The organism is Nocardioides sp. 31GB23, assembly GCF_040012395.1.
Classification (GTDB): domain Bacteria; phylum Actinomycetota; class Actinomycetes; order Propionibacteriales; family Nocardioidaceae; genus Nocardioides; species Nocardioides salarius.
This window is the reverse complement of the sequence record NZ_JBDYKJ010000006.1, coordinates 78,074-95,023: the sequence shown is the minus strand read 5'-3', so window position 1 is coordinate 95,023 and position 16,950 is coordinate 78,074. Positions and strand designations below refer to the sequence as shown.

At 72.8% G+C, this 16,950-nt stretch carries 19 protein-coding genes; 12 read left to right on the top strand and 7 right to left on the bottom strand.

From position 1 onward, the window contains the following. Positions 1 to 122 precede the first annotated feature (122 nt). Positions 123 to 1,337, top strand: coding sequence for an MFS transporter (locus ABKW28_RS03285; protein WP_348606333.1), 1,215 nt, complete (start codon positions 123 to 125; stop codon positions 1,335 to 1,337). Here the strand turns inward: ABKW28_RS03285 and ABKW28_RS03280 are convergent. Further along, a complete protein-coding gene (locus ABKW28_RS03280; RefSeq protein WP_193667492.1) occupies positions 1,334 to 2,089 on the bottom strand; it encodes a hypothetical protein in 756 nt (251 codons plus the stop codon). The two genes, ABKW28_RS03285 and ABKW28_RS03280, sit on opposite strands and share 4 nt — an antisense overlap. 9 nt (positions 2,090 to 2,098) lie before the next feature. Next, complete coding sequence (locus tag ABKW28_RS03275; protein WP_193667491.1) at positions 2,099 to 2,671, bottom strand: cob(I)yrinic acid a,c-diamide adenosyltransferase; 573 nt, start codon at positions 2,669 to 2,671, stop codon at positions 2,099 to 2,101. Between the two features lie 58 nt (positions 2,672 to 2,729). Here ABKW28_RS03275 and ABKW28_RS03270 point away from each other — a divergent pair, with 58 nt between their 5' ends. Genes ABKW28_RS03270 through ABKW28_RS03250 form a run of 5 tightly spaced genes read left to right on the top strand, consistent with a single transcriptional unit; the run spans position 2,730 to position 6,646 of the window. Next, on the top strand, positions 2,730 to 3,368 hold the full coding sequence (locus ABKW28_RS03270; RefSeq protein WP_348606331.1) for a hypothetical protein: 639 nt from the start codon (positions 2,730 to 2,732) through the stop codon (positions 3,366 to 3,368). Between the two features lie 59 nt (positions 3,369 to 3,427). Beyond that, positions 3,428 to 3,736, top strand: coding sequence for an STAS domain-containing protein (locus tag ABKW28_RS03265; RefSeq protein ID WP_193667489.1), 309 nt, complete (start codon positions 3,428 to 3,430; stop codon positions 3,734 to 3,736). A gap of 51 nt (positions 3,737 to 3,787) precedes the next feature. Beyond that, entirely contained in the window at positions 3,788 to 5,815 is a 2,028-nt protein-coding gene (locus ABKW28_RS03260) for a protein meaA (protein WP_193667488.1), read from the top strand. Positions 5,816 to 5,864: 49 nt separating this feature from the next. Beyond that, positions 5,865 to 6,095 carry a hypothetical protein gene (locus ABKW28_RS03255; protein ID WP_193667718.1) on the top strand — a complete coding sequence of 77 codons (231 nt, stop codon included), beginning with the start codon at positions 5,865 to 5,867 and terminating at the stop codon, positions 6,093 to 6,095. 35 nt (positions 6,096 to 6,130) lie between these two features. Next, complete coding sequence (locus tag ABKW28_RS03250) at positions 6,131 to 6,646, top strand: ferritin (RefSeq protein ID WP_348606329.1); 516 nt, start codon at positions 6,131 to 6,133, stop codon at positions 6,644 to 6,646. A 31-nt stretch (positions 6,647 to 6,677) separates the two neighbouring features. Here the strand turns inward: ABKW28_RS03250 and ABKW28_RS03245 are convergent, their stop codons facing one another. Next, positions 6,678 to 7,748, bottom strand: a complete 1,071-nt coding sequence (locus tag ABKW28_RS03245; protein ID WP_348606327.1) for a hypothetical protein — start codon at positions 7,746 to 7,748, stop codon at positions 6,678 to 6,680. Between the two features lie 112 nt (positions 7,749 to 7,860). Between ABKW28_RS03245 and ABKW28_RS03240 the strand changes: the two genes are divergently transcribed. Then, complete coding sequence (locus ABKW28_RS03240; protein ID WP_193667485.1) at positions 7,861 to 8,778, top strand: FAD-dependent oxidoreductase; 918 nt, start codon at positions 7,861 to 7,863, stop codon at positions 8,776 to 8,778. Positions 8,779 to 8,783: 5 nt separating this feature from the next. Here ABKW28_RS03240 and ABKW28_RS03235 read toward each other — a convergent pair whose 3' ends face one another. Both ABKW28_RS03235 and nucS read right to left on the bottom strand, forming a co-directional pair. After that, positions 8,784 to 9,314: a DUF952 domain-containing protein gene (locus ABKW28_RS03235; RefSeq protein WP_348606325.1), complete on the bottom strand. Its 531-nt coding sequence runs from the start codon at positions 9,312 to 9,314 to the stop codon at positions 8,784 to 8,786. 39 nt (positions 9,315 to 9,353) lie between these two features. Beyond that, positions 9,354 to 10,031: an endonuclease NucS gene (gene nucS, locus ABKW28_RS03230; protein WP_193667484.1), complete on the bottom strand. Its 678-nt coding sequence runs from the start codon at positions 10,029 to 10,031 to the stop codon at positions 9,354 to 9,356. Positions 10,032 to 10,124: 93 nt separating this feature from the next. Here nucS and ABKW28_RS03225 point away from each other — a divergent pair, with 93 nt between their 5' ends. From ABKW28_RS03225 to ABKW28_RS03210, 4 genes are all read left to right on the top strand, one after another. Continuing rightward, positions 10,125 to 11,678, top strand: coding sequence for an alanine/glycine:cation symporter family protein (locus ABKW28_RS03225; protein WP_348606323.1), 1,554 nt, complete (start codon positions 10,125 to 10,127; stop codon positions 11,676 to 11,678). Positions 11,679 to 11,737: 59 nt separating this feature from the next. Then, on the top strand, positions 11,738 to 12,211 hold the full coding sequence (locus tag ABKW28_RS03220; protein ID WP_348606321.1) for a GNAT family N-acetyltransferase: 474 nt from the start codon (positions 11,738 to 11,740) through the stop codon (positions 12,209 to 12,211). 76 nt (positions 12,212 to 12,287) lie between these two features. Beyond that, complete coding sequence (locus tag ABKW28_RS03215; RefSeq protein WP_348606319.1) at positions 12,288 to 14,105, top strand: 3-hydroxybutyryl-CoA dehydrogenase; 1,818 nt, start codon at positions 12,288 to 12,290, stop codon at positions 14,103 to 14,105. Positions 14,106 to 14,144: 39 nt separating this feature from the next. Further along, positions 14,145 to 14,894 (top strand): hypothetical protein, encoded by a 750-nt coding sequence (locus tag ABKW28_RS03210; RefSeq protein ID WP_348606317.1) that lies wholly within the window; start codon positions 14,145 to 14,147, stop codon positions 14,892 to 14,894. On the opposite strand, the gene ABKW28_RS03205 is transcribed toward ABKW28_RS03210, so the two are convergent. Together ABKW28_RS03205 and ABKW28_RS03200 are read right to left on the bottom strand one after the other, a co-directional pair. Further along, the gene (locus ABKW28_RS03205) at positions 14,891 to 15,250 is read right to left on the bottom strand and encodes a response regulator transcription factor (protein WP_193667480.1); all 360 of its coding nucleotides are present in this window, start codon (positions 15,248 to 15,250) and stop codon (positions 14,891 to 14,893) included. The genes ABKW28_RS03210 and ABKW28_RS03205 overlap by 4 nt on opposite strands. 113 nt (positions 15,251 to 15,363) lie before the next feature. Further along, positions 15,364 to 15,879 carry a CGNR zinc finger domain-containing protein gene (locus ABKW28_RS03200; protein ID WP_227491273.1) on the bottom strand — a complete coding sequence of 172 codons (516 nt, stop codon included), beginning with the start codon at positions 15,877 to 15,879 and terminating at the stop codon, positions 15,364 to 15,366. Between the two features lie 62 nt (positions 15,880 to 15,941). Here ABKW28_RS03200 and ABKW28_RS03195 point away from each other — a divergent pair, with 62 nt between their 5' ends. Then, entirely contained in the window at positions 15,942 to 16,913 is a 972-nt protein-coding gene (locus tag ABKW28_RS03195) for a DMT family transporter (protein ID WP_348606315.1), read from the top strand. The last annotated feature ends 37 nt before the right edge of the window (positions 16,914 to 16,950 follow it).

The following is a 16,950-nucleotide window of genomic DNA, read 5'->3' as shown; positions in this document are numbered from 1 at the left end:
GTCACTCCAGGCCAACGGCGTCTCAGGAGTGTCGTACTTCCGTATCAGACGGTTGCTGCGCAACCTCCTCAACCAACAGGGGCGCCTTGGCTGGTTGACCGGTCAACTGGCACGATGGGCGGATGCCCCGCACCGCCGAGCGGGCCGTCGATCGGCCCGATACGACCCTGCTGCGTGCCCGCAACGCGGTGGCGCTGACCTTCGTGCTCAACGGGCTGGTCTTCGCCTCCCTCGTCTCCCGGCTGCCCGACGTGCGCGAGCGGCTGGCCCTGAGCAACGGCTCGCTGGGGCTGCTGCTGCTCGCCGTCGCGGCGGGCTCGCTGGTGGCCCTGCCCAGCACCGGCCACGTGATCAACCGGATCGGCGCCGGTGCCACCGTGCGGCTGGGGGCCGGGCTCGACACGTGCGGGCTGGGCCTGGCAGCGCTCGGGGTGAGCACCGGGTCGGTCCCGGTCACCGCGGCGGGGCTGCTGGTGCACGGCACCGGCACCGGCGTGTGGGACGTGGCCATGAACGTCGAGGCCGCCGAGGTGGAGCGGGGCCTGGCCCGCACGATCATGCCGCGCTTCCACGCCGGCTGGAGCCTGGGCTCGATGATCGGCGCGGGCCTGGGGGTGCTGGTCGTGGCCCTGGACGTGCCGCTGCTCGTCCACCTGACCGGCGTCGCCGGCCTCGCCTGGGCGCTGGCCTGGGGGAGCGCCGCGCGCTTCGCCCCCGCCCGCCCGGCGGCCGGTGGCCACGACCCGGCGCCCGGGTCCCCGGCGCGCCGCTCGGCGTGGACCGAGCCGCGCACCCTGGCGATCGGCCTGATGGTGCTCTGCTTCGCGATGGTCGAGGGCACCGCCAACGACTGGCTCTCGCTGGCCCTCATCGACGGCTACGGGGTCGAGACGTGGGTCGGGGTGTCCGGGTTCGCGCTCTTCGTGGTGGCGATGACCACCGGTCGCCTGCTGGGCCCGCTGCTGCTGGACCGCTGGGGCCGCTCCCCGGTGCTGCTGGGCTGCGCCGCCCTGGCGGGCGCCGGGACCCTGGCCACGGTGCTGGGCGGCTCGCCCGTCGTGGTCGCCGCCGGCATCCTGGCCTGGGGGCTGGGCGCCTCGCTGGGTTTCCCGGTCGGGATGAGCGCAGCCGCCGACGACCCGCAGGGCGCCGCGCTGCGCGTCTCGGTGGTCTCGACGATCGGGTACGGCGCGTTCCTCGCCGGCCCGCCGCTGCTGGGTCGGCTCGCCGACCGGGTCGGGACCCTCGAGGTGCTGCTGGTCGTCGCCGTGCTCATGCTTCCCGCGGCGCTCAGCGTCGGCGCCACGCGGGACCGCACGGCCGGCGTGGCGTCCTAGTCCTCGGTCAACGAGACGAGCATGGTGACCACGGCCTCGACGTAGGCCTCGGCGCGGTGGGGGTCGGCGGTCATCGCCTCGACCGGGACGACGAGCACGACGTGCTCGGCGGCGTCGGCGTCGGGGAAGGCGCTCAGCGTCGCCTCGTCGGTGTCGCGCACCACGACGTGCAGCTCGAGGCCGGCCACGGCGGCTCGACGGTGGTGGAACTCGGGGTCCTCGGCGAGGCGCTGCAGCGCCTCGTGCCAGTGCGGGTCGTCGGCGGGGACGCGTCCGAAGGCGGGGTCGTCGCCGAGGACCCCGTCGATCTCGGCGACCTCCTCGCCCCAGCTGGTGAGCACCCCGTCCGGCACCTGCACCGAGCGCCACTGCAGGTGGACGCCCAGCTGCTCGGCGAGGTCGCCGACGCCGTCGTGGGGCTCCTCCTCCGCGACGAGCCCGGCCACCAGGAGCCTCTCGGCCTCCTCCCAGCGCCACCGGCCGGGGTCGAGGGGGGTGTCGAGGGCGAGCTCGCGCTCGTAGGTGTCGCGCCCCGCGGCGACCACGGCGGCCGCGAGGTGCTCGGCGGTGTCGCCGGCGTGCGAGCCCGGCACCTCCCGTCGCGCCAGCAACCGGTCGACGTGGTCCTGCACCGCGTCGGCGAAGGTCTCGTGCTCACCGGGCGCCAGGGCCGCCTCCAGCCGGGGGACGGTCTCCTCGTCGGCGGTGCCGGCGAGCAGCTCGACGAGGCGCCAGAACCGGTCAGGGGTCACGACGTCGCCTCAGCGCTCGCCGCCGGGCACCCACAGCACGTCGCCGCGCTCTCGGTTGGCGTGGCGGGCCAGGATGAAGACCAGGTCGGAGAGCCGGTTGAGGTAGGTGATGGCCAGCGGGTTCATGCTCTCGCCGTGCTCGGCGTGCGCCGCCCAGGCCGAGCGCTCCGCGCGGCGTACGACCGTGCGCGCGACGTGCAGGTGGGCGCCGCCGACGGTGCCGCCGGAGAGGATGAAGGAGCGCAGCTTCTCCAGCGGCTCGTTGTAGTGGTCGCACCAGCCCTCGAGCCGGTCGACGTAGTCCTGGGTGATGCGCAGCGGCGGGTACTCCGGCTCGGCGACCACCGGGGTGCAGAAGTCGGCCCCGACGTCGAAGAGGTCGTTCTGCACGTGCACGAGCAGCTGCACGACGTCGTCCTCGAGGCCGCCCTGGGCCACGGCCAGGCCCAGGTGGGCGTTGGCCTCGTCGACGTCGGCGTAGGCCTGCAACCGGGTGTCGGTCTTCGTCGTGACGCTCATGTCGCCGAGCCGGGTCTCGCCGGCGTCGCCGGTGCGGGTGTAGATGCGCGTCAGGTTGACCATGGCTGAAGGGTAGCCACGGGTGGGTGCAGCGCCTCCGGGGCGTGCGTAGGTTCGGCGCATGGCACGCCGACTCCTCTGGCCGCTGGCGCTGGCACTGCCGGGCCTGACCCTGGCCGCCGCCGGCCTGTTCCACCCCCACGGGCTCTCCTACGACACCGCGTGGCGGTGGTTCGCGCTGCACGTGCCGGGCCTGCTGGTCTTCCCGCTGGTCGGCGTGGCCCTGGCGGTGCTGGTGCGGGGGCGCACCGACGCGGTCGCCTGGGTGGTGCGCCTGTCGGCCTACGTCTACGCCACGTTCTACACCGCGCTCGACGTGGTGAGCGGCATCGGCGCCGGCTGGGTGACCCACCAGCTCGGGCCGGGCGTGGAGCGACCGGCCGCGGTCAGCCAGATGTTCCGCATCGGCACGCCGCTGGGTGAGGTGGGCTCGTGGGCGCTGCTGGTCTGCGTGGGGGTGCTGGTCGTCGACCAGGTCGTGCGCCTGCGCGCGCCCGTGCTGGTCGGCCTGGTCGGGGTGGTGCTGCTGGCGGGGGCCTGGCTGGTGCACGTCGGGCACATCTTCGCGCCCGAGGGGGTGGCCGGGATGGCCCTGCTGGGGCTCGGCACGGGTGCGCTCGCGCTGGTCGGTCGCGACACGGAGCAGAAAAGTGGCCGCGCGGTGCAACCATCCGGGCCGCCGACACGTCAAGGTGTGTGAGGACGACCACGCCGAGTCGCGTTCCACCGGGGGAGCGGGGCCAGCGGGCGGGAGGGCACATGCGGATCAGCAGGGACGGAGCCACGCTGCGGCTCGAGGGCGACCTCGACGTGCGCAGCACCACCGAGGTGCGTGCCGCGGTCTACGACCACCTGGCCCGCCACGGGCACGTCGTGGTCGACCTCTCCGCGGTCTCGGGCGCCGACGTCACGGCCCTGCGGGTGCTGGCCGTGGCCAGCAGGGCGGCCGACCTGCGCGGGGGGCACCTGACCCTGCGCGGCTGCGGCCCGGCGGTGCGTCGGCTGCTGCACCTCTCGCACCTGATCCGGGTCGTCGACGTCGACCGCGCGGCCCTGGGTGTCGGATAAGCCACACCCGAGCCGGTTACCAGCGCGTAGATCCCGTTCTACCCTCTGTCCATGACGGAGAAGGACCGACCCCTGCTCGCGCGTCCTGAGAAGGACCGCCCCTGGGTGATGCGCACGTACGCCGGCCACTCGACCGCGCAGGCGTCGAACGAGCTGTACCGCAACAACCTGTCCAAGGGGCAGACCGGGCTGTCGGTGGCCTTCGACCTGCCGACCCAGACCGGCTACGACCCCGACTCGGTGATGTCGACCGGCGAGGTCGGCAAGGTCGGGGTGCCGGTGCCGCACCTGGGCGAGATGCGCCACCTCTTCGCCGACATCCCCCTGACGTCGATGAACACGTCGATGACCATCAACGCCACCGCGATGTGGCTGCTGGCGATGTACCAGGTGGTGGCCGAGGAGCAGAACCCCGACCTGACGCCCGAGGAGGTCGCCGCCCAGCTGGCCGGGACCACCCAGAACGACATCATCAAGGAGTACCTCTCCCGGGGCACCTACGTGTTCCCGCCCGAGCACTCCCTGCGCCTGATCAGCGACATGATCGCCTACACCGTCCACCAGATCCCGAAGTGGAACCCGATCAACATCTGCAGCTACCACCTGCAGGAGGCCGGGGCCACGCCCACCCAGGAGCTGGCCTACGCGCTGTGCACCGCGATCGCGGTGCTCGACCAGGTCAAGGAGTCCGGCCAGGTCGCCGACGAGGACTTCGAGAAGGTCGTGGGCCGGATCAGCTTCTTCGTCAACGCCGGGGTGCGCTTCATCGAGGAGACGTGCAAGATGCGCGCCTTCGTCGAGCTGTGGGACGAGATCACCCGCGAGCGCTACGGCGTGCAGGACCCCAAGATGCGCCGCTTCCGCTACGGCGTGCAGGTCAACTCGCTCGGCCTGACCGAGGCCCAGCCCGAGAACAACGTGCAGCGCATCGTGCTCGAGATGCTCGGGGTCACGCTCTCCAAGAACGCGCGCGCCCGCGCCGTGCAGCTGCCGGCCTGGAACGAGGCCCTCGGGCTGCCGCGCCCGTGGGACCAGCAGTGGTCGCTGCGGCTGCAGCAGGTCCTGGCCTTCGAGTCCGACCTGCTCGAGTACGACGACATCTTCGACGGCTCGACCGTCATCGAGGCCAAGGTCGCCGAGCTGGTCGCCGGCGCCAAGGCCGAGATCGACCGGGTGCAGGCGATGGGTGGCGCGATCGCCGCGGTCGAGTCCGGCTACATGAAGGAGGAGCTGGTCTCGGCGCACGCCGCCCGCCGCGCGCGCATCGAGGAGGGCCAGGAGGTCATCGTCGGTGTCAACCGCTACGAGACCACCGAGCCGTCGCCGCTGACCTCCGACCTCGACGGGGCGATCATGACCGCCGACCCCCGCGCCGAGCAGTCGGCGCGTGACTCGGTCGAGGCCTGGAAGGCCCAGCGCGACGAGCAGGAGGTCGCCGCAGCCCTGGCCGCGCTGGCCGAGGCCGCCCAGGGCGACGAGAACCTGATGGGGCCCACCCTGGCCGCCGCCCGCGCGGGGGCGACCACCGGTGAGTGGGCCGGCACGCTGCGCGAGGTGTTCGGCGAGTTCCGGGCCCCGACCGGCGTCTCCGGCGCCGTGGGCGTGGCCGAGGCCGGCACCGAGCTGACCGCCGTGCGGGAGCGTGTGCGGGCCACCGGCGACGAGCTCGGCGGCCGACTGCGCCTGCTGGTCGGCAAGCCGGGCCTCGACGGCCACTCCAACGGCGCCGAGCAGGTCGCCGTGCGCGCCCGCGACGCCGGCTTCGAGGTCGTCTACCAGGGCATCCGCCTGACCCCGCAGCAGATCGTCTCCGCGGCCGTGGCCGAGGACGTGCACTGCGTGGGGCTCTCGATCCTGTCGGGCTCGCACATGGAGCTGGTGCCCGCCATCCTGGCGGGGCTGCGCGAGGCCGGCGCCGGGGACATCCCGGTCATCGTCGGCGGGATCATCCCCGACTCCGACGCCCGCCGGCTCGCCGAGCTGGGTGTCGGCGCGGTCTACACGCCCAAGGACTTCGGGCTGACCGAGATCATGGGCGGCATCGTCGACGTCATCCGCGCGGCCAACGACCTGGACTGACGCGGAACGGCAGGTAAGCCTCACCTAACCCCGTGCTACCGTGAGCGGCATGGGCAAGGGCAAGGGCGCCAAGCACGGCTCCAAGAAGAGCGGCAAGGGCTCGACGGTGGTCAAGCTGCCGAAGACCGAGTGCTGCGAGTCGCGCAGCAAGTGCGGTCGCTGTCCCCTGCGGATGCTCAAGGAGGGCACCCTGCCCTCCGGCTACACCGTCAAGAAGCGCAAGCTCGTGCGCCTCGACGGCTCGAAGGTGACCAAGAAGCAGCTGGCCGCCTCGGCCTGAGGGCCACCAGCCCCGCCAGACCACCGGAGGAACCCGTGCCCGCACCGCGCTTCGTCGAGCAGCTCAACGCCCAGATCGGCAACGAGCTGGCCGCGCACCAGCAGTACCTGGCCTGCGCCGTTCACTACGACGCCGAGACGATGCCGCAGATGGCGGCGTTCTTCTACGCCCAGGCGCTCGAGGAGCGCGACCACGCCATGATGATGGTGCAGTACCTGCTCGACACCGACTCGGCCGTGGTGATCCCCGGGGTCCCCGCGCCGCTCTCCTCCTTCGACGACGTCGTGGGCCCGGTCGCCCTGGCCCTGGAGCAGGAGCGCCAGGTCGCCGAGCAGATCTACGACCTGGTGCGCACCGCCCGCGAGGAGCAGGACTTCGCCTCCGAGCAGTTCCTGCAGTGGTTCATCAAGGAGCAGGTCGCCACGATGTCGGACCTGCTGGCCGTGGTGCGCCGCAACCTCGACGACGTCGAGGACATCGAGGAGTACGTCGCGCGCGAGCAGGACTCCGGGCTCGACGACCCGACCGCACCTCGGGTCGCCGGCGCGTAGGCGCGGACCCGGCCGTCCCCGTCCGGGGTGCCTAGCCGCGCTCGCCGAGCGCGGCCAGGAAGGCCAGCACCTCGCGACGCACCTGCGGGGCTCGGCGCTCGAGGGGGAGCGCGCTGGCCGTGCCGCGGAAGGTGCGGGTGCGCACGGACTCGCTGGAGCGGAAGCGACCGGCCTGCTGCTCGGCGGCGCCCGCGCGGGTGCGCGCGTCCTGGTCGCCGTACAGCAGCAGGGCCGGGGCCTCAATGTCGCCGGTGCCCAGGGTCAGGGCCGTCACCATGCCGGCGAGGCTCAGCACGTCGCCGCACGGCACGTCGTTGCGCAGTCGGGCGGCGCGGCGCTGCACCTGCGCGGGGGCGGAGCCGAAGAGGAGCGAGCGGAAGTCGGCGCGGCTCTCCCCGTAGCGGGCGTAGTCGGCGCTCAGGCAGGTGGTGCCCTGGCGGGCGGACTCGGCGAGCGCACGCTGCGAGAACTGGTTGTCGGTCCACGACATCAGGACCAGCCCCTCGACGTCGTCGAAGGTGGAGGCCTCGAGCTGGGCGACGGCGGCGCCGGTGCCGTGCCCGTGGACGACCACGTGGCCGGCGTGCGGGGTCGTGGTCCCGACGGCACCGGTGAAGCGGTACTGGCCCGACCTCAGGTGCTGGACCACCTGGTGCAGCATCGTGGCCTGGGCGCCCAGGCAGGTGTCGCGCCCCGAGCCCAGCCGGTTCTCGTCGTAGCCGAGCCGGGTGAGCACCAGCGAGGTCTCGCCGCGGCGGGCCAGCTGGCGGGCGTAGTCGTAGCGGCGCGGCGAGCCCGCGCCCCAGAACCAGCCGCCGGTGCCGGCGTCGTGGACGAGCAGGTTGATGCGCCGCGCGCCGGCCCGGCCCAGCACCTGCTGGCGCGGGCCGACGAGCCGGGCGCGCACGACGTAGTCCTCGCCGTCGGGCAGGCAGAGCAGGTCGGTGTCGTTGGTGTTGACCAGGTCGAAGGCCACCTCGCGCGAGATCACCGTGGGCCGGGCGCCTTCGGCGCTGGCCTGGCCGGCCAGGGCCCCGAGCAGGGCGCCGCTGAGCGCTCCCACGACGAGACCGACGAGAAGGGTGCGCAGGGTCCGGGTCATGGTGTTGAACGTATGTCAACAAGGCCCGCGTTCACAGACCGTCGGTATGTGACGTGTGTGACGTCCGTCGAGGCGGCTGCGGCGCGACGGGCGCGGTGCCAGACTCTGGGCCATGAGCAGGGTCGTGGTGGTCGGTGCCGGTGTCGTGGGGCTCAGCTGTGCGGTGCGGCTGCTCGAGGCGGGTCACCGGGTCGACGTCGTCGCCCGTGACCTGCCGCTCGAGACGACGAGCGCGGTGGCCGCGGCCATCTGGTACCCCTACCGGGCGCTGCCGCAGGACCGGGTCACGGCGTGGTCGGCGACCTGCTTCACCGAGCTGGCCCGCCTGGCCGAGGTGCCGGGCACGGGGGTGCGCCTCCAGGAGGGCTCCGAGCTGCTCCGGCTGCCGGCGCCCGACCCGTGGTGGCGCTCGGCGGTGCCCGACCTGACCAGGGTCGCCTCGCCCCCGGAGGGGTACGCCGACGGCTGGTCGTTCGTGGCCCCGGTGGTCGAGATGCCGGTCTACCTGCGCTGGCTGCTGGGGCGGGTCGAGGAGCTCGGCGGCACGGTCTCGCGGCTCAACCTGTCGGCGCTTCCCGTGCCCGGGCGGGCCTCCGGGCTGGACCTGGTGGTCTCCTGCGTGGGCATCGGCGCGCGGCTGCTCGGCGCCGACCCGAGCGTGGTGCCGGTGCGGGGGCAGGTGGTGCGCCTGGCCCAGGTCGGGCTCGAGCGGTGGGTGCTCGACGGCGAGGGACCGACGTACGTGGTGCCGCGCGAGCACGACGTCGTGGTCGGCGGGACCGCGCAGGAGGGGGAATGGAGCCGCACGCCCGACCCGCGGACCGCCGAGCAGGTCCTGGCCCGCGCGACGCGGCTGGTGCCGCAGCTGGAGGGGGCGCGGGTGCTGGCGCACCGGGTCGGGCTGCGCCCGGCCCGGCCCTCGGTGCGCCTGGAGCGGGTGGGCGACGTCGTGCACTGCTACGGGCACGGCGGCGCCGGGGTCACCCTGAGCTGGGGCTGCGCCGACGAGGTCGCCTCGCTGGTGGGCTGAGGCCCTCAGGTCCGGGCGCGTCGCCGGCCCAGGACCCGCGCCACGACGACGCCCAGCGCGGCACCGGCGACGGCGCCCACCAGGACGCCCCACCCCCCGAGGGTCTCGTCGAGGAGCAGCGCGCCGACGGCGGCCAGGACGACCACGAGCAGGCCGAGCAGTGCGGCTCGCACCAGCTCGCGCAGGAACAGGCTGCTGAAGGACGTGGCGGCGAGCGCCTCGGGCACCGGCACGGCGCGCAGCACCGCCGCGGGCTCGATGGGCCCGTAGACGTGCGGGAAGGTCTCGGCGCCCCCGGCGAGGGCCGGCTCCTCCACCACCCGGCTGCGCAGGCGGTCGGTGTCGATCTCGAGCAGCACCAGCGGCTCGTCGGCGTCCGCGTAGTAGCGCGCGTGCACGTCGCGCCACTGCTCGGCACGGGCCGCGTGGACGAAGCCCTCCTGCTCGAGCGTGCGGCCTCGCGTGGAGGTGGTGTAGGCCCCGCTGGCCAGCGCCGCGCTCCAGTCTGCCGCCGTGGCGATGTGGAAGATCAGCACGCCCCGACCCTACGGGCCCCGGGGCTCGCAGGGGGGGGCTCAGAAGAGGCGAGCCTCGGCGTCGTCCATGCCGCGCAGCGCGTCGTAGTCGACGACCGCGCACGAGATGCCGCGGTCGGTGGCCAGCACCCGCGCCTGCGGCTTGATCGCCTGGGCGGCGAAGATGCCGCGCACCGGCGCGAGCAGCGGGTCGCGGTTGAGCAGCTCGAGGTAGCGGGTCAGCTGCTCGACGCCGTCGATCTCGCCGCGGCGCTTGATCTCGACCGCCACCGAGCGGCCCTCGCCGTCGCGGCACATCAGGTCGACCGGGCCGATCGCGGTGGGGTACTCGCGGCGCACGAGCACCAGGCCCTCGGCCAGCGTGGCCGGGTGCTCGGCCAGCAGCTCCTGCAGGTGCTTCTCGACGCCGTCCTTGACCAGGCCGGGGTCGACGCCCAGCTCGTGGGAGGAGTCGCTGTGCACCTCCTCGAGCAGGATCCGCAGGCTGTCGCCGGTCTTGGTGGAGGTGACCACCCACTCGGCGGTGCCGTGCTCGTCGTGGCCCTCGGCCAGCGTGCACGGCGGCGACATCCAGTTCAGCGGCTTGTAGGAGCCGCCGTCGGAGTGCACCAGCACCGACCCGTCGGCCTTGATCATCAGCACCCGGGTCGCCATCGGCAGGTGCGCGGTGAGCCGACCGGCGTAGTCGACCTGGCAGCGGGCAACGACGAGTCTCACGGGGCCGGAATCTACCTCCCGACGAGATCCGGGCCGGTCCCGGGCGGTGTGGATGATTGCGCTCACAGGTCTGGTCGGGTTGAGTAAACGTCCATGACGACCATGCTGATCCCGCTCGCAGCGGAGTCCGACGGTTTCCTGGGCGGTGTGGAAGAGGCGATCAACAGCGCCTTCGAGCCGGTCGCGACCGCCGTGACGGATGTGATCTTCTGGCAGGTCCCCCTGGGGGACTACTCCTTCCCCCTCATCGTGTTCTGGCTCGTCGCCGCGGCCACGATCTTCACGATCTACTTCCGGGGCATCCAGTTCACCTCCCTGAAGACCGCCAAGGACCTCGTGCTGGGCAAGTACTCCCGGGCCAGCGACCCCGGTGAGGTCACCCACTTCGCTGCGCTGTCGTCCGCGGTCTCGGGCACGGTCGGGCTCGGCAACATCGCCGGTGTCGCGGTCGCGGTCACCGTCGGCGGGCCGGGTGCGACGCTGTGGATGATCCTGGCCGGCCTGCTCGGCATGTGCACCAAGTTCGTGGAGTGCACGCTCGGGGTGCGCTACCGCGAGGTGCACGAGGACGGCACCGTCACCGGTGGCCCCTTCAAGTACCTGCCGGTGGCCTTCGAGCGCTTCGGCGCGACGGCCAGCAAGATCGGTGTCAGCATCTTCGCCGTCGCGCTGATCCTCTTCGGCGCCCTGGGCGGCAACGCCTTCCAGTCCAACCAGACCTACGCCCAGGCGGTCGAGATCACCGGTGGCGAGGACGGCTGGCTGGCCTCCGACGGCGCCGCCCTGATCTTCGGCATCGTCCTGGCCTCGCTGGTCGGGCTGGTCATCCTGGGCGGCGTGCGCTCCATCGCCCGGGTCACCTCCAAGCTGGTGCCGCTGATGGGCATCCTCTACATCGGCGCCTGCCTGCTGGTGATCTTCGGCAACGTCACGCAGATCCCCGACGCGGTCGGCACGATCGTCTCCAGCGCCTTCAACCCCGAGGGTGTGACCGGTGGTGCGCTCGGTGTGCTCATCGTGGGCTTCCAGCGTGCGGCCTTCTCCAACGAGGCCGGTGTCGGCTCCGCGCCGATCGTGCACTCGGCGGTCAAGACCAAGCACCCGGTCTCCGAGGGCTTCGTGGCGATGCTCGAGCCCTTCATCGACACTGTCGTCGTCTGCTCGGCGACCGCACTGACGATCGTCATCGCCGACGTGCCGCTCTACAACGACCTGCTCGACCGGGCCGCTGCCGGCGAGTCGGTCACCAGCGACACCGGCGTGGTGCTGACCTCGCGCTCCTTCGACTCCTTCCTGCCGGGCTTCGACAACGTGCTCGCCGTCGCCGTGGCGCTGTTCGCCTTCTCGACGTTGATCACCTGGAGCTACTACACGCTCAAGGCCTGGACCACGCTGGTGGGCCGCAGCAAGGGCAAGGAGAACGCCTTCAAGCTCATCTTCTGCATCTTCACCGCGCTGGGCGCGGTCGTGAACCTGGGCTCGGTGCTCAGCTTCGCCGACGGCATGCTCTTCGTCTGCGCGATCTTCAACCTGCTCGGCTGCTACCTGCTGCTGCCGAAGGTCAAGGAGGAGGTCCGCAAGTGGCGCGAGGGTCGCGCCAGCGGCGAGATCACCGAGGTCCCCTACGACGAGCGAGCGACCACCTGAGCGGCTCGGGCCCGGTCCTGCGTGCCGCCCGTCCCTCCGACCTGCGCCACCTGGCGTCGGTGGAGGAGGCGGGCGGTGCGCTGTTCCGCGAGCACCTCGACCAGCTGCCGCCGGCCCTGACCGGCCCGGCCCCGTCGGGTGGGCAGCGCGCCGACCAGCCCGGCCACCTGCTGGTGGCGGTCGTGGACGGCGAGGTGGTCGGCTTCGCCCACGTCGTGCTGCTCGACGACGGCCACGAGACCAGGGCGCACCTCGAGCAGGTCTCCGTGCTGCCGGAGCACGGGCGGCGCGGCACCGGTGCCCGACTGGTGCGGGCCGCGGCGGAGGAGGCACGGTGGGACGGGTTCGGCGAGCTGAGCCTGTGCACCTACCGCGAGGTGCCCTGGAACGCGCCGTTCTACGCGCGGCTGGGCTTCGAGGTGGTGCGGCCGGTCGGCGTCCTGGCCGATCTGCGGGTCCGGGAGCAGGAGCGGGGCCTCGACGAGGCGGGGGAGCGGGTCGTGATGCGACTGGTGCTGCGCCGCCAGGAGTGAGTGTGGCGGGCATCACGTTACTCGCGAGTGAACTACGCCACGGTGCGACGGCCCTCCGCGTGCCATGATGCGGGCCATGACGACCTCCCCTGAGACCGCCGCCACACCCGCCGCCTCCCGCGAGTTCACGACCATCGGGGTCGTGGGCCTCGGCACGATGGGCGCCGGGATCGCCGAGGTCTTCGCCCGCCACGGCTTCGACGTCGTGGGTGTCGAGCTCGACGACGAGGGCGCGGCTCGCGGCCGCCGCCACCTCGAGGCGTCGACCGGGCGCGCGGTCGCGCGCGGCAAGCTCACCGAGGAGGAGGCCGCCGAGCTGGTCGGGCGGATCCGGACCACCACCTCGCTCGGCGACCTGGCCGGCGCCGACCTGGTCATCGAGGCCGTCGTCGAGTCGGTCGCGACCAAGCAGCAGATCTTCCGCGAGCTCGACTCGATCGTCGACGCGAGCACGATCCTGGCGACCAACACCTCGTCGCTCTCGGTGACCGAGCTGTCGACCGCCACGTCCCACCCCGGTCGCGTCGTGGGCATCCACTTCTTCAACCCGGCCCCGGTCCAGCAGCTCGTCGAGGTGGTGCGCACGGTCGTCACCGACCCGGTCGTGCTGGCCGACGTGCAGGCCGTGCTGGGCCGCCTGGGCAAGAGCCCGGTGGTGTGCGGCGACAAGGCGGGGTTCATCGCCAACACGCTGCTCTTCGGCTACCTCAACCACGCCGCCTCGATGTTCGAGGGCAAGTACGCCTCGCGCGAGGACATCGACGCCGCGATGCGCTTCGGATGCGGCTACCCGATGGGCCCGCTGGCGCTGCTCGACCTGATCGGTCTCGACACGGCGTACGAGATCCTCGAGACGATGTACCGCCAGGGCCGCGACCGGCTGCACGCGCCCACGCCGATCCTCAAGCAGATGGTCACCGCGGGCCTGCTGGGCCGCAAGACCGGCCGCGGCTTCTACACCTACGAGGCGCCCGACAGCCCGACCGTGGTGCCCGACGCGGCGACCCCGTCGGCCGACGACGCGGCGCAGCTCAAGCACGACATCCGCACCGTCGGCGTCGTCGGCACCGGCACCATGGCCGCCGGCATCGTCGAGGTCTTCGCCAAGGCCGGCCACGACGTGGTGTGCGTGGGGCGCGCCGAGTCGAAGGTCGAGGGCGTGCGCGCGGCGATCACCAAGAACTTCGACAAGCAGATCCAGCGCGGCCGGGCCACCGAGGAGCAGAAGAGCGAGGTGCTGGCGCGCGTCAGCGGCACGACCAGCCTCGACGACCTCGCGCAGGTCGACCTGGTCGTCGAGGCGATCGCCGAGGACCTGGCGATCAAGACCACGCTCTTCGAGAACCTCGACGAGATCTGCCGGCCCGGCGCCATCCTGGCCACGACCACCTCGTCGCTGCCGATCATCGAGATGGCCCGGGTGACCTCGCGTCCCCAGGACGTCATCGGGATGCACTTCTTCAACCCCGCCACGATCATGAAGCTGGTCGAGGTGGTCTCGACCGTGGCCACCGACGACGACGTCGCGGAGACCACGCGGGCGCTGTGCGCCAAGATCGGGAAGGTCGCGGTCTCCTGCGCCGACCGTGCCGGGTTCATCGTCAACGCGCTGCTCTTCCCCTACCTCAACGACGCGGTGAAGATGCTCGAGGCGCACTACGCGACCGCCGACGACATCGACACCGCCATGAAGCAGGGCTGTGCGCTGCCGATGGGTCCCTTCGAGCTGCTCGACGTGGTGGGCAACGACGTGTCGCTGGCCATCCAGCGCGAGCTCTACCTGGAGTTCCGGGAGCCCGGCTTCGCGCCCGCGCCGCTGCTGGAGCACCTGGTGACGGCCGGCTACCTGGGTCGCAAGACCAAGCGCGGCTTCCGCGACTACAGCAGCCGCTGAGGCCCGCCCGCCCGCGGTGGGGGTCCGTAGGATGACGGCATGCCCGACCTGCTGATCGTCCTGCTGGCCCTCGCCGCCGGCGGCGGCCTGCTGCTGTGGGTGACCCAGGCGGGCCGGCGGCGTGCGGAGCAGGCGCGGCAGGCCGAGCTGGCGCCGGTGCGCCAGCTCGTCTTCGAGGATGTCACCGCGCTGGGCACCGAGCTGCAGGACCTCGACGGCGAGATGCTGGGGCACACGCTGGACGCGGGGGCCAACGCCGACTACCAGCGCGCCCTCGACGCCTACGAGGCCGCGAAGGCGGCCGGCGAGGCGATCACCAGCCCGGACCAGGTCGAGGACGTCACGAGGATCATCGAGGACGGGCGCTACGCCGTCGCGTGCGTGCAGGCCCGCGTGCACGGCGAACCGCTGCCGACGCGGCGACCACCGTGCTTCTTCGACCCGCGCCACGGCCTGTCCACCACCGACGTGCCGTTCACCCCGTCCGGCGGCGCCCGCCGCGAGGTGCCCGCCTGCGCGTTGGACGCCGAGCGGGTGCGGGCGGGGGCCGAGCCCGACGCACGCCAGGTGATGGTCGGGACCCGGCGAGTGCCCTACTGGCAGGGCGGTCGCGCCTACCAGCCCTACGCGCAGGGCTACTACGGCGCCTTCACGCCCATGGACTGGATGTTCGCGGGCCTGCTCTTCAGCGGGATGGGCGGCTTCGACGCCCTCGGCGGGATCGGCGAGGGCATCGGTGAGGGGCTGGGCGGGATCGGCGAGGGCTTCGGGGACCTCTTCGACTTCTAGGCCGGCTGGGCCAGGCCGTCCACCGCGCCGAGCAGCGCGGAGGTGCTGAACGGCTTGCCGAGCACCTGGTCGATGCCGGCGGCCCGCGCCGTGGCGTGGTCGGGGAGCGCGGTGACCATCAGCAGCGGGAGGTCGGGTCGCTGCAGGTCGCCCCGGATGGCCGCGCACAGGCCGAGGCCGTCGAGCCGCGGCATGTTCCAGTCCAGCACCACGATGTCGTAGTCGCTGGTGCCCAGGAGCGCGAGCGCCTCCACGCCGTCGCCGGCGGTGTCGACCTCGTGACCGCCCTGGCGCGAGAGCACCAGCGCCATCAGCATCGACAGGTCCGGATCGTCGTCGACGACGAGCACGCGCATCAGGGCCTCCTTCTCGTTCGGGGCCAGTGTGGCACCCGCAGGCTCCGGATGGCGGGATTCGCCGACGCCGACGCCGACGTCGACGTCGACGGGAGGCGGGCGGCGAGCGGAGCTCAGGCCGTGTCGCTCTGGCGCGCCCGGTAGGCGGCGACGGCGTTGCGGTTGCCGCAGGTGGTCGAGCAGAAGCGCCGCGACCGGTTGCGCGAGAGGTCCAGGACGATGCCGTCGCAGTCGTCGTCGGCGCACACGCCCAGGCGCGACATCTCGTCGGTGCGGATGACGTCGATCATCGCCATGGCCGTCTCGACGCTCATGCGTGTGACGAGGTCGGCGTCGGGGTCGCAGGCGTGGATGTGCCAGTCGTAGCCCTCGTGGCGCACCAGGCGGGGCACGGCTCCGGCCTCGGCGAGCATGGTGTTGACCAGCTCGACGGCGTCGTCGCGCTCGGCCAGCATCAGCCCGCGCAGGACCGGGCGCAGCGCGCGCACCTCGTCGAGCTCGTCGAGCGTCTGCTCGTGCCGCCCGCTGTACTGGTGGGTGCTGTAGAACTCGTCGAGCTCCCCGACGGTCGTCAGCGTGTCCGGCTCGAGGGCGGTGTTGGCCAGGGTCACGGCGGCCTGGAGGGACATCTCGGTGTCATGAGCGAAAACCACATTGACACGTTACCAAACCCCCTCTAGCGTCATGACCCATGACGACGTTGACCCATGACGCACCGGTGCCCGCCGCCGCGACGTCCCGCCTGGGGGCCGGCCTGGCCTTCGCCCTGGTCTCGGCCCTCTCCTTCGGGCTCTCGGGCGCCCTGGCCCGGGGCCTGCTCGACACCGGGTGGAGCCCGGGCGCGACCGTGCTGATCAGGGTCGCCATCGCCGCGGTCGTCGTGCTGCCGCTCGGACTGGTCTCGCTGCGGGGACGGTGGGGGCTGCTGCGGCGCAACACCGGCCTGGTGGTGACCTACGGCGTGCTGGCGGTGGCCGGAGCGCAGTTCTGCTACTTCTCGGCCGTGCAGTACATGCAGGTCGGGCCGGCGCTCCTCATCGAGTACACCGCCCCGGCCGCGGTGGTCGTGTGGCTGTGGCTGCGCCACGGCCAGCGGCCCAGCGCCGTCACCCTGGTCGGCGCCGCGCTGGCCGCCGCGGGCCTGGTGCTGGTGCTCGACGTGGTCTCCGGGGCCGACATCAGCCTGCCGGGCGTGGCCTGGGGCCTGGGCGCCATGGTGGGCGCGGCGACGTACTTCGTGATCTCCGCCGACGAGGACAACGGGCTGCCGCCCTTCGCGCTCGCGGCGGGCGGGCTGGTGGTCGGGTCGCTGGTGCTGGCCGGGCTGGGCCTGTCCGGGCTGATGCCGATGACGGCCGGCACCGCCCCGGCGACGTACGCCGTCGGCGAGGTCGCCTGGTGGGTGCCGGTGCTGCTGCTGGGCCTGGTCACCGCGGGGCTGTCCTACACGAGCGGGATCGCGGCCGGGCGGCGCCTCGGCTCGCGCCTGGCCTCCTTCGTCGCGCTGACCGAGGTGTTGGCGGCCGTGGTCTTCGCGTGGGTGCTGCTCGACGAGCTGCCGCGCCTGGTCCAGCTGCTCGGGGGCGTGCTGGTGCTCGCGGGCGTGGTCGTGGTCAAGCTGGGGGAGTCGCGCGTGGTGCGCACCGAGCCCGTCGTCACCTGAGCCTCCCGGGCGGTCCGTCGGGACGGCTCTCCCGATT